Origin of the sequence: Diplocloster modestus, from assembly GCF_019042245.1 — a bacterium.
Taxonomy (GTDB): Bacteria; Bacillota; Clostridia; order Lachnospirales; family Lachnospiraceae; genus Diplocloster; species Diplocloster modestus.
In genome coordinates this window covers 17,666-32,327 of the sequence record NZ_JAHQCX010000021.1, presented here as the reverse complement: position 1 = coordinate 32,327, position 14,662 = coordinate 17,666, and the positions used below count along the sequence as shown (strand labels likewise).

At 45.2% G+C, this 14,662-nt stretch carries 12 protein-coding genes and 1 riboswitch; of the genes, 2 read left to right on the top strand and 10 right to left on the bottom strand.

Annotation, left to right across the window (positions count from 1 at the left end; translation table 11 throughout):
* Nucleotides 1–14: 14 nt before the first annotated feature.
* The 6 genes from KTH90_RS21655 to KTH90_RS21630 all read right to left on the bottom strand — a co-directional run bounded on the left by KTH90_RS21655 (nucleotide 15) and on the right by KTH90_RS21630 (nucleotide 8,387).
* A complete protein-coding gene (locus KTH90_RS21655) occupies nucleotides 15–1,715 on the bottom strand; it encodes a glycoside hydrolase family 13 protein (protein ID WP_158354770.1) in 1,701 nt (566 codons plus the stop codon).
* A 4-nt stretch (nucleotides 1,716–1,719) separates the two neighbouring features.
* Nucleotides 1,720–2,613 (bottom strand): carbohydrate ABC transporter permease, encoded by an 894-nt coding sequence (locus tag KTH90_RS21650; RefSeq protein WP_158354768.1) that lies wholly within the window; start codon nucleotides 2,611–2,613, stop codon nucleotides 1,720–1,722.
* 1 nt (nucleotide 2,614) lies between these two features.
* A complete protein-coding gene (locus KTH90_RS21645; RefSeq protein ID WP_158354766.1) occupies nucleotides 2,615–3,529 on the bottom strand; it encodes a carbohydrate ABC transporter permease in 915 nt (304 codons plus the stop codon).
* A 113-nt stretch (nucleotides 3,530–3,642) separates the two neighbouring features.
* A complete protein-coding gene (locus KTH90_RS21640) occupies nucleotides 3,643–4,962 on the bottom strand; it encodes an extracellular solute-binding protein (RefSeq protein ID WP_158354764.1) in 1,320 nt (439 codons plus the stop codon).
* Between the two features lie 264 nt (nucleotides 4,963–5,226).
* Nucleotides 5,227–6,240, bottom strand: a complete 1,014-nt coding sequence (locus tag KTH90_RS21635) for a LacI family DNA-binding transcriptional regulator (RefSeq protein ID WP_158354762.1) — start codon at nucleotides 6,238–6,240, stop codon at nucleotides 5,227–5,229.
* 188 nt (nucleotides 6,241–6,428) lie between these two features.
* Nucleotides 6,429–8,387 (bottom strand): glycoside hydrolase family 31 protein, encoded by a 1,959-nt coding sequence (locus KTH90_RS21630; protein ID WP_158354760.1) that lies wholly within the window; start codon nucleotides 8,385–8,387, stop codon nucleotides 6,429–6,431.
* Nucleotides 8,388–8,551: 164 nt separating this feature from the next.
* Here KTH90_RS21630 and KTH90_RS21625 point away from each other — a divergent pair, with 164 nt between their 5' ends.
* Nucleotides 8,552–9,463 carry a helix-turn-helix domain-containing protein gene (locus KTH90_RS21625; RefSeq protein ID WP_238727467.1) on the top strand — a complete coding sequence of 304 codons (912 nt, stop codon included), beginning with the start codon at nucleotides 8,552–8,554 and terminating at the stop codon, nucleotides 9,461–9,463.
* Nucleotides 9,464–9,519: 56 nt separating this feature from the next.
* A complete protein-coding gene (locus tag KTH90_RS21620) occupies nucleotides 9,520–10,587 on the top strand; it encodes an ATP-binding protein (protein ID WP_238727466.1) in 1,068 nt (355 codons plus the stop codon).
* A gap of 561 nt (nucleotides 10,588–11,148) precedes the next feature.
* Here KTH90_RS21620 and KTH90_RS21615 read toward each other — a convergent pair.
* From KTH90_RS21615 to rpsB, 4 genes are all read right to left on the bottom strand, one after another.
* Nucleotides 11,149–11,496 (bottom strand): hypothetical protein, encoded by a 348-nt coding sequence (locus KTH90_RS21615; RefSeq protein WP_238727465.1) that lies wholly within the window; start codon nucleotides 11,494–11,496, stop codon nucleotides 11,149–11,151.
* Nucleotides 11,497–11,570: 74 nt separating this feature from the next.
* A complete protein-coding gene (locus KTH90_RS21610) occupies nucleotides 11,571–12,158 on the bottom strand; it encodes a nucleoside phosphorylase (protein ID WP_330656154.1) in 588 nt (195 codons plus the stop codon).
* A gap of 325 nt (nucleotides 12,159–12,483) precedes the next feature.
* Nucleotides 12,484–13,407, bottom strand: a complete 924-nt coding sequence (gene tsf, locus KTH90_RS21605; protein ID WP_158354696.1) for a translation elongation factor Ts — start codon at nucleotides 13,405–13,407, stop codon at nucleotides 12,484–12,486.
* Nucleotides 13,407–14,183, bottom strand: coding sequence for a 30S ribosomal protein S2 (rpsB, locus tag KTH90_RS21600; RefSeq protein WP_158354694.1), 777 nt, complete (start codon nucleotides 14,181–14,183; stop codon nucleotides 13,407–13,409). Before rpsB ends, tsf begins: the two co-directional genes overlap by 1 nt.
* A 230-nt stretch (nucleotides 14,184–14,413) precedes the next feature.
* Nucleotides 14,414–14,597: riboswitch (cobalamin riboswitch) on the top strand.
* Nucleotides 14,598–14,662: the final 65 nt, after the last annotated feature.

Genomic DNA, 14,662 nt, shown 5'->3' with positions numbered 1-14,662 from the left:
AGACAATTTATGAATTATAGATAGCAGTAACTCTGCGGACAAATCTTCGTCCCGTCCGGTAATTCTTTTTCCTCTTTGGATCGGTTGATATACAACCTCCTTCTTTCATATATAACGCCGAGCACCTCCTCATCCAACGCGCATATACGGCAAATCCTGCCCTTCTCATCGTCAGACGCCAGGCTCACCGCATCGCGGATTGCTTCCTTCATTTCCTTTGGCGCTGTCCCGCTATTCCAGGGGTAGCATCTGCGGTTATCCGGATCATAGCCGCCGGTCATTCCGATTTCGTCCCCATAGTAAACAGACAATTGGCCCCCCAGAGCCGCAGTAAGAATATAACACAAATCCCTTTTTTTCCGATCCTCTCCGCAATGCCACAGAATCCTGGGCGTATCGTGTGTTGAACAGAAAGTAAACATACCGCAGCGCCGAACCGGGGGATTTGCCATCAGACATTGGGGCAGGAGTTTCGCACACGGAACTGCGCTGATTTTCTCTTTGGCCAGGAAATCCCTTACGATAAAATACAGCGGATAATTCATTGCCCCGTCAAAGGTTTCGCCGTCAAGCCACCTGGCCGCATTGCCCCAGAATTCCCCCACGATATAGATATCTGGGTTCCGCGTTTTGATACGTCTTCGAAACTCCCGCAGAAATTCAATATTCACTTCATCCGGCACATCCAGCCGCCAGGCGTCGATCCCACATTTTTTTGTCCAATATTCGGCTGCCCCGATCAGATAATCCATCACCTGCGGATTACAGGTATTAAACTTCGGCATAGACGGGACAAACGCAAATGTTTCATAGACAGGCGATACCCGGAACTGTGCATCCGCTCCGGTTTTCACATCCATTTTCTTAAGGCGGTCCGTATCATAAACGATAAACCAATCATAATAACGTGAATGCTCTCCCTTATTTATCACATCCTGAAATTGGGGCGACAGATACGAACAGTGATTGAACACACCATCCATCATGATCCGAATGCCATTGCTATGACATTTTTCACATAATTCCACAAAGTCTTCTTCCGTTCCAAGGATTGGATCTATTTTGAGATAATCAATGATATCATACCGGTGGATGGAGCCGGCCTGAAAAATCGGATTCAAATAAATCCCTTTGATTCCCAGTTGTTTGAGATAGGGGATCTTAGAGATAATGCCTTTGAGCGTTCCGCCGCATACCAGATCTTTATCTGTGATTTTTCCCGATTGCCAGCCACGAGTTTGATCCGAATTTTCTTTCGCAAATCGGTCCGGAAATATCTGATACCACACCATGCCGTTACACCACTTCGGCACTCCCCCGCACCGGTCGGGATATGTGTACGCAACAAAAAACGGCCGGATATAAAGCTCTTCCTTATCCTCCGACAGGCCCGACTCATCGTATAGATACGTGTGGCCCAGCACGGATATGCTGAAATGATACCGCAGCTTATGAGTGTTCATTGGTATATGCAATGTAAAATACTGTATTCCCGGCCCTTCCATTTCGCAGCGCATTTCGTTTGTGAAAAGTCTGGGCATATCTTCCCCCAACACCCCTTTATCAGTGTCACACGGGTCACACGCCAGACATTTTATGGATATGGGCCCCGCTCCTTTCACGCAGATCATAAGGTGCAGCACCTGATCCGAATCCACATACTGCCAGGGATAAGCCGTCGAATGAAATACGGAAAATTGATTATTCTGTAACATGATTCTACTCCTTTAAAGTCCCGTCCAGAGCGCCGCCCTTTATGAGGTTTTTTTGAAATGCGATATAAATAATCAGAATAGGAACGATCGCGATCAGCGAGGCCGCGAATATCAGGCTCCAGTTATTGACATGCTGCCCTTCAAATAACTTAATGGCGATGGGCAGGGTCCTCTTATCAGGCGTTTTAATCAGGGTCAAAGCCAACAGGAATTCATCCCATGTATTTGAAAACGCCAAAATTCCAAAGGTAGCGATAGCCGGTTTGCTTAAGGGCAGCACAAGATGACGAAAAATTGTCCAGTTCGTCCCTCCGTCCATAATCATGGCTTCCTCCAGCTCATGGGGCAGGCCCAGGAAAAAACTCCTCAGAAAATAAGTGTTTGACGCAATCCCAATCCCCACATAGATAAGAATCAAACCGGTATATTTGTCTACCAAGTGCATCGATTGGAGCAGGGTGAATTGTGCAACCAAATTTGTCAGGGTCGGTACCATCATACTAAACAAAAACAGATTAAAAAGCAAATCGCGCCCCGGAAACTTCATTCTGGCAAATGCGTAGGCGCACATACAGGAAACAATCACAATCAGCAGGGTAGCGATAACGGTTACAAAAACACTGTTAGCAAAATATGCCCCAAAGTTATTAGAATTCCATGCAATTTTAAAATTCTCCAGATAGAAGCTGTCCGGAATCAAAATCGGCGGATACGGCATGGAATAAGATTGGGGGGTCATGGCCGTAGCCAGCATATACAGAAACACGACCAGGGCGGAAATGCTAAACAGGCTTAAGCCGATATAAACCGGAAGGTTTCGCAAACTGCGGCTTTTACTGTGGCTTTTGCTTTGGCTTGTACTATGGCCCGTACTGTATCTTATATGGCTTGTTTTCATTCTAATTCACCGTCTCCTTTGATAGTTTTCTTTGTACAAGAGAGATCAGGAATACGATTACTCCTATTACAACAGCCTGCGCCGCGGCATAAGAAAAATCATAACTTGTAAACGCGGTATTATACATATAATTCATCAGTTCCTGGGTCCGGCCAAGCGGAGCCCCGTTTGTAATCATCATAACATGAATATATGCTCCGAACGCACCGATCGTCAGGACGGTGAGCAAATATAGCGTGGTGTTTTTTACCAAAGGTATCGTTATTCTGAAAAACTTGGCGATACTTCCCGCTCCGTCTATGGACGCCGCTTCATATATGGTCTGGGAGACGCCCTGCAGGGCTGCCAGATATATGATCATGGTCCAGCCGGTCCCTTTCCATATTCCGAAGATCCATAAAACAACGTTTGCCGTCCACTCATTTTGCAGCCATGCCACAGGCGTTTCGATAAAATGAAGCTGCATGAAAATATAATTAATCAAGCCTCCGTTCCCCGACGCAAAAATATATTTGAATACCAGGGAAGCAACCACCCAGGAAGTGATGACCGGCAGATAAGTTATTACTTTGAACATCGTTTTCGCTTTGGTAACGGAGTTTATAAGGACCGCCAGCAGCAACCCAAAAAACATCTGGCCCGGAACCGTAACCAACGCGTACAATAATGTGTTTCTCAGCGAACGGAGCCAGTCCGAATCTAAAAACATACGGATATAATTTTGAATCCCCAGAAATCCGCCGGTTTTATTCGCAATAATATTATAGTCCGAGACACTAATCTGAATATTCCGAACCAAGGGATAAATGGTAAACATCCCCATCAAAATCAACCCTGCCGCAATAAAGGGCAGCGCGGCAAGCCATTGTTGGAAGCCGATCTTGATCCTTTGTCCGAAAGGCAATCTTTTTCCCATACAAACCTCCATACATAAATCAGAACTACCATTGACAGGGGAAATCATCGTTTGGCTTATGCTAAGCATAGGGGGGCTTTGACTCCCCCCATGCTCAAGCTCCGACAGCCGCATTATTTCAGCAAACCATCTATTTGCGCAGCCGCGTCATCCAAGGCCGGCTTTGCTTCTGCTTCACCCCGGATTACCTGTTCAAAAGCCTTTCCCAAAATGGTGTCAATTTCACCCCAGTTAGCGCTTGGAGTACGGACTTTCGCTGTCTTTAGCTGTGTCAGATAGGTGTCCAGATAGGGAGCGGCGCTGGTGTCCATTTTATCTGTTGCCGTTTTGGTCGTCGGAATCACCCCGGCTTCCGACATAGCCAGCTGGGACTCGTCGCTAAGCATGTATTGCATAAATTTCCAGGCCGCGTCCTTCTTATCACTGTTCTGGAACATTACAATATTTTCGCCGCCCACGATGGAAATACTGCCTCCCTCGCCTTCCGGCATAAGCGTCGTCTCGGTTTTAAATGAACTGTCATTGGAACTGAAAAACCACGGGCCTTCTGAAATCATCCCATACTTTCCTCCGGTCATCCCGCCCCATGCGTCCGGCTGCTCCCCGATAATCGCATGGCTGATTATTCCGTCGCTGTACCACTCTCTCATGGTATCAAGAGCTGCCACGGACTGATCGCTGTTCAGGTAACCGCTGGCCACACTAAAGTTCTCATCCGTAAGCTCGCCGCCCAGAGTCCAAAACCACGGCAGCATCGCCCAGGTATAAGTCCCGGCAACCGTAAACAGCCACTTTTCATTGGCGGGGTCATTATACTTTTTCGCCAGATCTACAAGTCCGTCTATCGTATCCGGAGGCGTTGTAATTCCGAATTCATTCAGCAGATCCATATTCCAGATAGAAACCGTAGTCGTGCTGTTCAGAGGCAGACCGTAATAGCCATTATTGTAATAGTTGGTGTTCATAGGCCCCTCCAACGAATTCTCTTTCAGATCGGAAAATCCATCAAAAGCAGATACATCCTGCAGCGCGCCCAGTTTTGCGAATTCCGCCGCCCAGGTCAGGTCCATTCGCATCACATCCGGGGCCGCGTCGCCCGACGCGCCTGCGATTACCTGCTGCTGTAATCCATCGACAGGCATTCTGACCGCTTCTATCTTAATTCCCGGGTTTTCCTCTTCAAATCCTTTCACCACTTGATCCAGGAAAACCGCCTCTTCTCCTTCGCTATATGTATGCCAAAAGGTCAAATTCACAGTATCTGCCGTTGTATCTTTTGTTTCTTGCGCAGCATTGGATTTTTCCGCGGAATCTTCCTTTGCAGCTGGTTCTGCCGATGAAGGACTATCAGACGGTTTACCGGAACAACCCATTGCGCAAGACAACATGAAAATGCCTGCAAGTGTAAACGATACGATTTTTTTTGCTTTCATAAATGATTCCCTCCTGTTTAAGATTTACATTCTACCTTTACTTGTACCATATTGTAACCGTTTACAATCAATTTCAAAAAAATTCACTCAATTATACATAGAAACCTCATTCCTGTTTTTATTTATAACTGGCTTAAAAAGTCTGTATTATTCGCATTCTCCAGGTTTTACCCCCTGGAATATCCGTCAGCTTTTCAGTGCAAAATCTTTTAATATTTTACACTTTTTTTATTGTAAACGGTTACAATTTTCAGTATAAAATATTCATAACGTAGACCCCCTTTCTATGAGTCGAACCCCTAAAAGTTCATGCCGCGCCTGCGGTTCGTAATTTTTATCCAAACGATACAGATTATCTAGCAAAAACCTTGCCGCGTGCACACCCAGCATAGTTACATCGATATCAACAACCGTGATTCCCGGCTCCGACACTTCCGAAAGGAGCTGATTATCAAACGCTACTATTTGCACATCCTTGGGAACCGAATAACCGCTGTTCTTCAGCGCTTTTATAAAATGATAAGCGATATAGCTATCCGAAACCACATAAGCGTCACAAACGGGTTTTTCACATTCCTTTAAAAATTTTATCTGATCCTGATAGGTGTTTAATCCGGCAGCGACCCATGTTTCGGCATATTCCAGTCCCGCTTCCATCATAGCTTTTTGAAAACCCTCGAATCTTTCTTTTACAAACCGCTTTTGAAAGCTGTTGGTAATAAAACCGATCTTTTCCAAACCACAGCCGATCAATTTATTGGCGGCCACATATCCGCCCAAAATATTGTCAATATCAACCCACGCCGCATTTTTGTATTCTCCGCGTCCGGCGATCACAAATGGAACCTCCATTTCGTTCAGCAAATGAATAACGGAGGGTTCCGCCATTTCATTCAGAAGCACGATACCATCTACCCGGCCTTCTAATATAATTTTTTTAATCAGGCCCGGCGCTTCCCCGGCGCTCGCAATGTTCACCAGCATTAAGTAATATCCATGCCTGGAAAACTCACGCTCAAGTCCGACTTGGATTTTCAAGAAAAACTCATTTCCATAAATTTCTTCATGGGAATAATCCACTACCAGGGCAATCGTTTCTGTATTTTGTTTTACCAAGCCCCGGGCCATCATATTCGGACGATAGTTTAACGCATCGATCGCGGTTCGTACCTTATCCCTGGAAACCGGAGCAATCAGACTGCTGTTATTTAAATATCTGGATACCGTTGCGACAGAAACACCAGCTCTATTAGCAACATCGCGTATCGTCGGTTTCATCCATCCACCTTCTTTGTAACCGTTTACAATTTTGATTTCACAAAATGTTCTTTAGAACCAAAATAACATTCTTTCTATCAAATGTCAAATTTCAATTTATTTTATAGCTATGAGCACGTAAGTGCCCATATTTTGGGCACTAAGTGCTCTGCATGAAAAACTAGTCAGTGAGGCTTTTTCGAGCGCTACTAATTATTTATAGGTGTTATTCCATCGTCGTCATATAATTCATAGAATGCGCCAGGGCAGCCGACATATTCCAAGGTAACGCCGGAGATTTCCTCTATGGTTTCTGCCGCAGCCCCCACAGGAATAGATTTTCCCTTGCGGATAAACAAAGGCACCTCGTTAAGAGCGATCTCCACATAGTGATGCCCTTTTTCCAGGATTTCTTCCCGAATATTTCCATCAGGCAGGAACTTGATGAACTTCATCTCTTCCGGCAGGTATACATACCGGCCGGTCGCATTTTGTGTGTAGACCGGGGCGATCATGATCTCATTGCCGACCAGGAGCTGATCCTCCACCTGGCAGGCCATAGAATCCTGCGGATATTCAAAGGCCAAAGGTTTAAACATCATCTCATCGTTCAGCGCGGCCTTCATATATTCGCTGTACAGATAAGGGATCAGGCGGTAGCGCACCCCGATGACATGGCGGAAATCCTCCAGTCCTTCGAAACGGCAGCATTCCTGAAGCCTGGTGCCAAGGGCGGCATGATTGCGCATGAGAGGCGTAAATACGCCCAGGGCCAGCCAGCGCAGCAGTAAATCTCTGGTGGTATCGCAGCCAAATCCGCCAAGATCCGCACCCACATACAGGAACCCGCACATGTTCAGGGAGGGCAGCATCTTTAAATTCAGCAGAATATGGGACCACCAGGATTTATTGTCTCCGGTCCAGATCCCGCCATAGCGATGCATGCCGATATAGGAGGAACGGGAGAACAGCAGAATTCTCTTGTCCGGCGACAACTTTTCAAATGCCTCTCCCGCCGCTCTGGTCATATTATAGCCAAATAGGTTGTGTACTTTGTCGTGGCGGACCTTCTGTCCGTTCACCTCATGATAAAAACGTTTATAATCCTTTGGATTGTTCGCAAGGCTCTGGGCCATATCGGTGATGGCAAAGGGTGAAAACTGTTCGCTATCCTGAAGGAACTCTCTCATAAATTCCTTCGCCTCGCAAAGCCCCTCTTCGGAATAGAAAATGGCCGGCTCGTTCATATCGTTCCAGAAACCGTCAATTCCCTGGGAAAGCAAAAGCTGATATTTATTTCCGAACCATTCCCTTGCCTCTGGATTCAGCACATCCGGGAAATGCGTCCAGCCCGGCCACACGGCGGCGGTAAATTCGGAGCCGTCCTCTTTTTTGCAGAAATATCCTTTCTCCAGCCCCTCTTCGTAGACCGCATAACCTTTCTCAACCTTCACGCCCGCGTCGATGATCGGCACCAGGTGGATCTGAACGTCTTTCATATCGCTTACAAACTGAGCGAAATCCGGAAAACTCTCTTTGTTCACCGTAAAATCCTTGAAGCGCTCCATATAATCGATGTCCATGTATAATAAGTCCATCGGTATATGATTTTCCCGGTATTCCCGCGCTACGCTGCGAAAATCCTCTTCCGTGGTATAGCCCCAGCGGCTCTGTCCGAATCCAAACGCGAATTTCGGCGGAATATAGCTGCGCCCGATCATCCGGCGGAACTGTTTCACAATATCATAGATGGAATCCCCCCGGATCAGGTACAGATAGAGATTGGCCTCCTCACAGGTGATCTCCAGCCGGTTCCTTTCCGAATAGCCAATGTCAAAGGTTAATCGGGAGGGATAGTCTATGAACATCCCAAATGTATCCTTACCGCTCACAATCAGGAAATTGTGGGCGCCATACATGGATACTGCGTCCTCTGTATGTTCAGGATTGTCCGTACAGTCGCTGATGTACCGGAAGCCTCTTTTGTTGATGCCTCTGTTGGCTTCTCCCAGGCCATATATTTTATCTTCGCAATCCATACGATAAGTATAGCGGAAGCCATTTTCCGTGGAAATACACCCGTATGCAGGTTCTCCGTTTACAGCCGGAATGTCTTTTACTACTGCTTCTGTCTCAAAAGGAGTACCAAAAACATATTTTTGAATCATACGAATTCCTCCATATATCATTTTTTACATTATAAGAAAAAATTCTTGAAATTTCTTGCATTATTTAATAAAATAATAGCACAATATTGACATTCTGAGTTTTTTATACTATGTCATTTCGGGACTGTAAAAGCGGAGGTACGGGAGGAAAGGACGGAACCGGTATGAACAAAGAATATTCTCTCGAGGAAAATGTGCAGCATGGCACAAAAGAAAGGCCTTTGACAATCATGAATTTTTGTACCGGTAAGGGAACTTCTTATCCGGACCATTTTTTTGTGGAGCGGCATTGGCATTACAACACCGAAATATTGAAGATACGGAAAGGCCGCTATAAAGCAGAGATTAATCTGGAGACTCTGTACCTGCAAGAAGGGGATATCTGCATGATTAACAGCGGGGAGCTTCATTTATTGGAAGGGATAGGCTCACACACGCTGCATGACGCGCTGATATACAACCAGTCCATTTTAGGATTTTCATATGGAGATGAAATGCAGGAAAAACTGATTCATCCTCTGTTAAGCCATAAGTTGGTTCTGCCAAGGATTATCCATCCTTCGGATACCGGATACAAACAGCTCAATCACCGTATGGAACATCTGATTGAGCTGGGTAAAAAAAAGACGGACGATTGGTATTTTCAGCTAAAGCTGGAAATACTCCAGTTTCTTATTGATTTAAACAGATACGGGTTGTTCATTTCCAGTGCGGATACGGCGACCGCTTTTGAAAAAGAACGGATCGACCGCTATAAACGTATCGTCTCGTTGATCGAAGATAATTATACATCGGCGCTGACGCTTCAAATGCTTGCTCAGGCCGCTGGCTGCAATCCTCAATATCTCTGCCGTTTTTTCAAAGAGATCGCGGGGATTTCCCCCATTCAATACCTGATTCGATACCGGCTTCAACAAGCGGAACGGTTATTGGGTAATACAACTAAAACCATCTTGGAGATTAGTCTGGATTGCGGTTTTGACAATGTGAGTTATTTCATCCGGCAGTTTAAAAAGCAAAACGGGCTGACGCCTAATGAATACCGCAAAAGGTGTCATCTTGATTTGCTTCAATAAAGTTATCCAATATTTTGTGAGGGAGTCGCGCAGTCAATGTCCGGATGATTGACAGGATGAATAGGATCATCATGAAATACATTGACCGCACACTAGAGCGAAAATTCCTGCACATGAGCAGTTTTTTCAAGGCTGTGCTGGTGACAGGCGCGCGTCAGGTAGGAAAGACGACCATGCTCAAGCATCTGGCCGAGGGGCAGAAGCGCACTTATGTTACTCTTGACAACTCAATGGTGAGAATGTTGGCGCAGACCGACCCCGTGCTGTTCTTTCAGACCTACAAGCCCCCAATTATAATTGACGAAGTCCAGAAAGCGCCGCAGCTCTTTGAACAGATCAAAATCATGTGTGACGAAAGCGAAGAAACCGGTAACTTTTGGCTGACAGGCTCCCAACAGTTTAGCTTGATGAAAAATATCCGGGAAACCCTGGCAGGCAGAATTGGTATTTTGGAGCTATACAGCCTATCCAAAAATGAGATCGAGGGTATCACGTTTCCGGGTGAACTTGATTATTCCCTGCCCTGTCTGTTGGAACGGCAAAAGTTGGTGGCAAAAAATAATATTGTAGAAGTATTTGAACACATCTGGCGCGGTGGCATGCCACAGGTGCTAACGGCGGATGCAGAACAGAGGCAGGAATATTATAACTCCTATGTGGATACCTACCTGATAAGAGATGTTGCCGAGGCGGGCGGCATCACTGACACGGTACGCTTCCGTAAATTCTTGAACGCCTGCGCTGCGCTGACCTCAGAACAAATCAACTACAAAACGCTGGCAGACGCTGCGGAGATCTCCCAGCCCACAGCAAAAGAGTGGGGGCGGGTGCTTCAAGGGCTGGGGATTCTCTACCTCCTGCCTCCCTTCGCTAACAACGCGTTAAAACGTCTCGCAAAAACGCCGAAGATGTATTTTTGCGATACCGGCCTTTGCGCCTATCTTTCCATGTGGCTGACACGCGATACCCTAATGAACGGTGCGGCCAGCGGGCACTACTTCGAAAACTATGTGGTGATGGAACTGGTCAAAAAATACGCTTACGCGAAGGCCAAGGCCAATCTGACCTACTATCGGGATTCCAATGCCAAAGAAATCGACATCTTTGCGGAAGAAAACAATTAGATACACCCTCTGGAGATCAAAAAATCCGCAAATCCTGATCGGCGCGAAGTAAAGAAATACGAGCTGCTTGACAAAGCTGCTTTGGCAAGAGGCAGCGGCGGCATTATCTGTATGTGCGAGGAGGTTCTGCCGATTGACAGTAAAAATTGTTTTATCCCCTGCAATCTCATTTAGATGCCAACACAAGCATATTGATCAAATAAGGATTCTGCAACTGCAGTTTTCCCCAACTAAGCAGACTTTTTAATGTAAAAATAACAGCGGCCGTATGCAAGGCCGCTGTTTTACTGTATAATCGTTTTTGTTACCCACGCAATTCATCACATCTTTTAGCTATGTTCCGTTTACTACTCTTACAAAAAGGATTTCAAATTGGATCGGTTCTTCCTCGGGTTTGGGTATGCCCGCTGCTTATAGGCCGGGCATACCCAAACCCGAGGAAGAACCATTGGACCTATGCCTTCTTTTTTATTATGACAACTCTGTCATCCACCGGATTCCAAAAATCATAATGTACTTCTCCGCCATCCGTATGTAGCCGGATTTTAAACTCTTTTATTTTTAAATGGCAGTGCTGCCAAGCCACTTCAATGGTTGACCGGAATACATGGTCGCGGAACATAGCTCATTGTCCAAAATTCCGTTTATGGTTTTAACCATCTCATTGTATCCATCGCGATCGGGATAAAAATGCTCATGGTATGCTCCATAGGAAAGCGTAAATTCCTCCTCTAAATCAATATACATTTTGTTTTCTGAATATGGATTGAGGATTGTAATGCATACACTTCCTTCCTCTAAATACTCATATTCACAATTATCACGATAATGCAGCTCGTATTTGTAATTACTTAATAAATCACATAATTCTTGCAATTTATCTAGTTTATTATCAAAATCTTCTCCCATAGCTCCTCCCGACTTTCTTAATCATTAGTACTACCATAATATATTATTCCTCGTTCTCGTCATAAACAGCATACCTATAGAGCGAGTCCGCACTCAAAGGCAAGCACCATGTATTTCTCTGTATTAGTAAGACCATAATAACTTAAATCTCTGATATCCCATATACCAGAACTAAGATTGTCCGCTCCATACAAAAACTGGATAAAAGGGATTTTCCTGTATTTTGAAACAGCCATCATAGAAGCACATTCCATTTCTACAGCAAGACACCCATCTTCCCGGCGTTCTTGAATAGCAGAAAGTGTTTCCCTGTAAATAGCGTCAGAAGTCCATGTCTTGCCCTTTATGTAGGAGTAGCCACAGCCTGCCAGAACATGTTCCAAGGTCCGGACAGAATGCTCCTCTGCTTCAATTTCCACTGAGGGCGCTATATAATGGTAACTTGTACCCTCATCTCGAACCGCAGAAACAGGGATAATAATATTTCCGTCTACCTTATTATCGTCTAATACACCGCAAGAGCCGAACAAAACAAACTTTTTGGCCCCCATAGCAATGATTTCTTCAAAACAAGGAAACACAGGCAGGCGCGCCCACCATGGAACGGTAAAAAGCAATCGCGGTATTTTTGTAATTAATTTGATAAACAGGCAGTGTACCATTTGCAGAGTATAGTTCTGCTATCTTTTCTACGTGATCCAAAGAAGAAAATTTTTAAATGATATTATCCGAGAAAGTAGAAATACAAATTTCAGGGAAATTTTCTATTCTTTTTGTTGTGTCAGTCGGGCTGAACAAAGTCGGTTCTGCAATTTCTGTTCTTTGAAATATTGTATACAATTTACACACCTCATTCCTTTTTATTTTTGGGGATATATTGCACTAGCCGCTTTCGAATATGATTAAAGGGTATATTGCTTTCGCAATATACCCTCACGCATAATCATTTTACTTAAAGCACATTTCCAGACTTTATTTAATCTCAGATTAATTTCCCATCTGTTTCGCAACTTCCTCAGCAAAATTCTCTTCCTTCTTCTCCAGGCCTTCGCCAGTCTCGAAACGAATGAATTTCTTGATACTCAGGGAAGCGCCGGCTGCTTTTGCAGCCTGATCTACATATTTGCCGACAGTCAGGTCGCCGTCTTTTACATAAACCTGGTCTAACAGGCAGACTTCTTTTAACTCTTTGTTCAGACGTCCGATGATCATTTTTTCTATGATATTCTCCGGCTTATCCGGATTCTCGTTTTTCGCCTGGGCAAGCAGGATCTCTTTCTCATGATCCAGATATTCCTGAGACACCTCATCTCTGGATACATATTTCGGAGACATTGCCGCTACCTGCATGGCAACATTCATCAGAACTTCTTTTACTGCGTCATTCACAGCGTCGGTATCTGCCTGTACCAAAACGCCGATTCTGCCGCCGCCGTGGATATAGGATACCACGCAGCCGTTGGAAGCGTCGATTTTTTCAAATCTGCGGATGCTTAACTTCTCTCCGATCGTGGCGATCTTCTCTACCAGCTGATCGTTCACTGTCTTGGAAGCATCTTTTAAGCTTGCTTCTTTTAACAGCTCTTCCACATTAATCGCATTGCCGTTTAAGATCTGATCTGCAACGTCAGCTACAAATTCCTGGAACTGCTCGTTCTTTGCAACGAAGTCTGTCTCGGAGTTTACCTCTACGATTGCTGCGTATTTGTCGTCTTTGATTACCGTTTTTACAATACCTTCCGCTGCGATTCTGCCGGCTTTCTTCTCTGCTTTCGCCTGACCGTTCTTTCTTAAGAACTCAACCGCTGCGTCCATATCACCGTTGGTCTCAGCAAGGGCTTTTTTACAATCCATCATGCCGACTCCGGTTATCTCTCTTAACTCTTTTACCATTGCTGCTGTGATAGCCATTATGCTTGTACCTCCTCGGCCATTTCTACTGCGGGTGCTTCCTCAAAATATTCTTCGGAATAGTCCCCTTCCAGTTCTTCCGCATAATCCTGTACACCCTGGTTTCCTTCGATAACAGCGTCTGCCATCTTGGAAACGATCAGTTTTACGGCGCGGATTGCATCATCGTTACCAGGGATTACATAATCCAGTTCTTCCGGATCACAGTTGGTATCAGCGATACCGATCAGCGGAATACCCAGAGTGTGAGCTTCCTGTACGCAGATTCTCTCTTTTTTCGGATCTACGACGAAGATTGCATCGGGAAGACGGTTCATATTTTTAATACCGCCTAAGTTTCTCTCTAATTTATCCTGCTCTTTCTTAAGAGCGATTACTTCTTTCTTGGGAAGGACGTCGAATGTTCCGTCTTCTTCCATGGTTTCGATGGATTTCAGTCTGTCGATACGGCTCCTGATGGTCTTGAAGTTCGTCAGCATACCGCCTAACCATCTCTCGTTTACATAGAACATACCACAGCGGTCTGCTTCTGTCTTGATCGCATCCTGGGCCTGTTTCTTGGTTCCCACGAACAGGATAGTTCCGCCGTTGGCTACGATATCCGCTACTGCCTGATAAGCAGTGTCAACCATTCCTACGGATTTCTGCAGGTCGATGATGTAGATACCGTTTCTCTCGGTATAGATGTACTCCGCCATTTTGGGGTTCCATCTTCTGGTCTGGTGTCCAAAGTGAACACCTGCTTCTAACAGCTGTTTCATAGAAATTACACTCATGTTTTTACCTCCATTTGGTTTGATCATCCATATGCTTCCAATTTCCGGAACCGGTAAGTGTAAGCCGGCACCATCCGAAAAATCCGCATACGTGTCTAATTTGCCTTTAGAATTATAGCACAACGGTGCCTGGTGTGCAAGGACTTTTTATCTTATGAGCCTTTTGGGCCTAACCAAAGCAGACGCCCATAAAAGTTTGACATTTTAAACAACAGCACTTATAATGAGATTTACCAAAAATTTCCGCAAGTGCCCCTCCATAGGGTTGGGATAATAGGGAATCAGGTGAGAATCCTGAACAATCGGGTTGCTGTATTTCGGGTGCCAGCCGCACAATGCCATTGCTTAAAGTGAGAAGGCGCGGACTGGCCATACGCGATAAGTCAGAAGACCTGCTTACGGAATTAATGGACTTGCTTCCACAGAAGGCAGCCATTAAAATAAGGCCTGTTGTTTGGCTTTTTTTTGATGCCTGTTTT

What these genes read in the sequence shown, in the direction of transcription:
- KTH90_RS21640 (WP_158354764.1), bottom strand. Translation starts at nt 4,962, where the DNA reads ATGAAAGCAAAAAAAATCGTATCGTTTACACTTGCAGGCATTTTCATG.
- KTH90_RS21630 (WP_158354760.1), bottom strand. Translation starts at nt 8,387, where the DNA reads ATGATTCAAAAATATGTTTTTGGTACTCCTTTTGAGACAGAAGCAGTA.
- KTH90_RS21610 (WP_330656154.1), bottom strand. Translation starts at nt 12,158, where the DNA reads ATGGTACACTGCCTGTTTATCAAATTAATTACAAAAATACCGCGATTG.
- KTH90_RS21655 (WP_158354770.1), bottom strand. Translation starts at nt 1,715, where the DNA reads ATGTTACAGAATAATCAATTTTCCGTATTTCATTCGACGGCTTATCCC.
- KTH90_RS21650 (WP_158354768.1), bottom strand. Translation starts at nt 2,613, where the DNA reads ATGAAAACAAGCCATATAAGATACAGTACGGGCCATAGTACAAGCCAA.
- rpsB (WP_158354694.1), bottom strand. Translation starts at nt 14,183, where the DNA reads ATGAGTGTAATTTCTATGAAACAGCTGTTAGAAGCAGGTGTTCACTTT.
- KTH90_RS21620 (WP_238727466.1), top strand. Translation starts at nt 9,520, where the DNA reads ATGAATAGGATCATCATGAAATACATTGACCGCACACTAGAGCGAAAA.
- KTH90_RS21615 (WP_238727465.1), bottom strand. Translation starts at nt 11,496, where the DNA reads ATGGGAGAAGATTTTGATAATAAACTAGATAAATTGCAAGAATTATGT.
- KTH90_RS21645 (WP_158354766.1), bottom strand. Translation starts at nt 3,529, where the DNA reads ATGGGAAAAAGATTGCCTTTCGGACAAAGGATCAAGATCGGCTTCCAA.
- KTH90_RS21635 (WP_158354762.1), bottom strand. Translation starts at nt 6,240, where the DNA reads ATGAAACCGACGATACGCGATGTTGCTAATAGAGCTGGTGTTTCTGTC.
- tsf (WP_158354696.1), bottom strand. Translation starts at nt 13,407, where the DNA reads ATGGCTATCACAGCAGCAATGGTAAAAGAGTTAAGAGAGATAACCGGA.
- KTH90_RS21625 (WP_238727467.1), top strand. Translation starts at nt 8,552, where the DNA reads ATGAACAAAGAATATTCTCTCGAGGAAAATGTGCAGCATGGCACAAAA.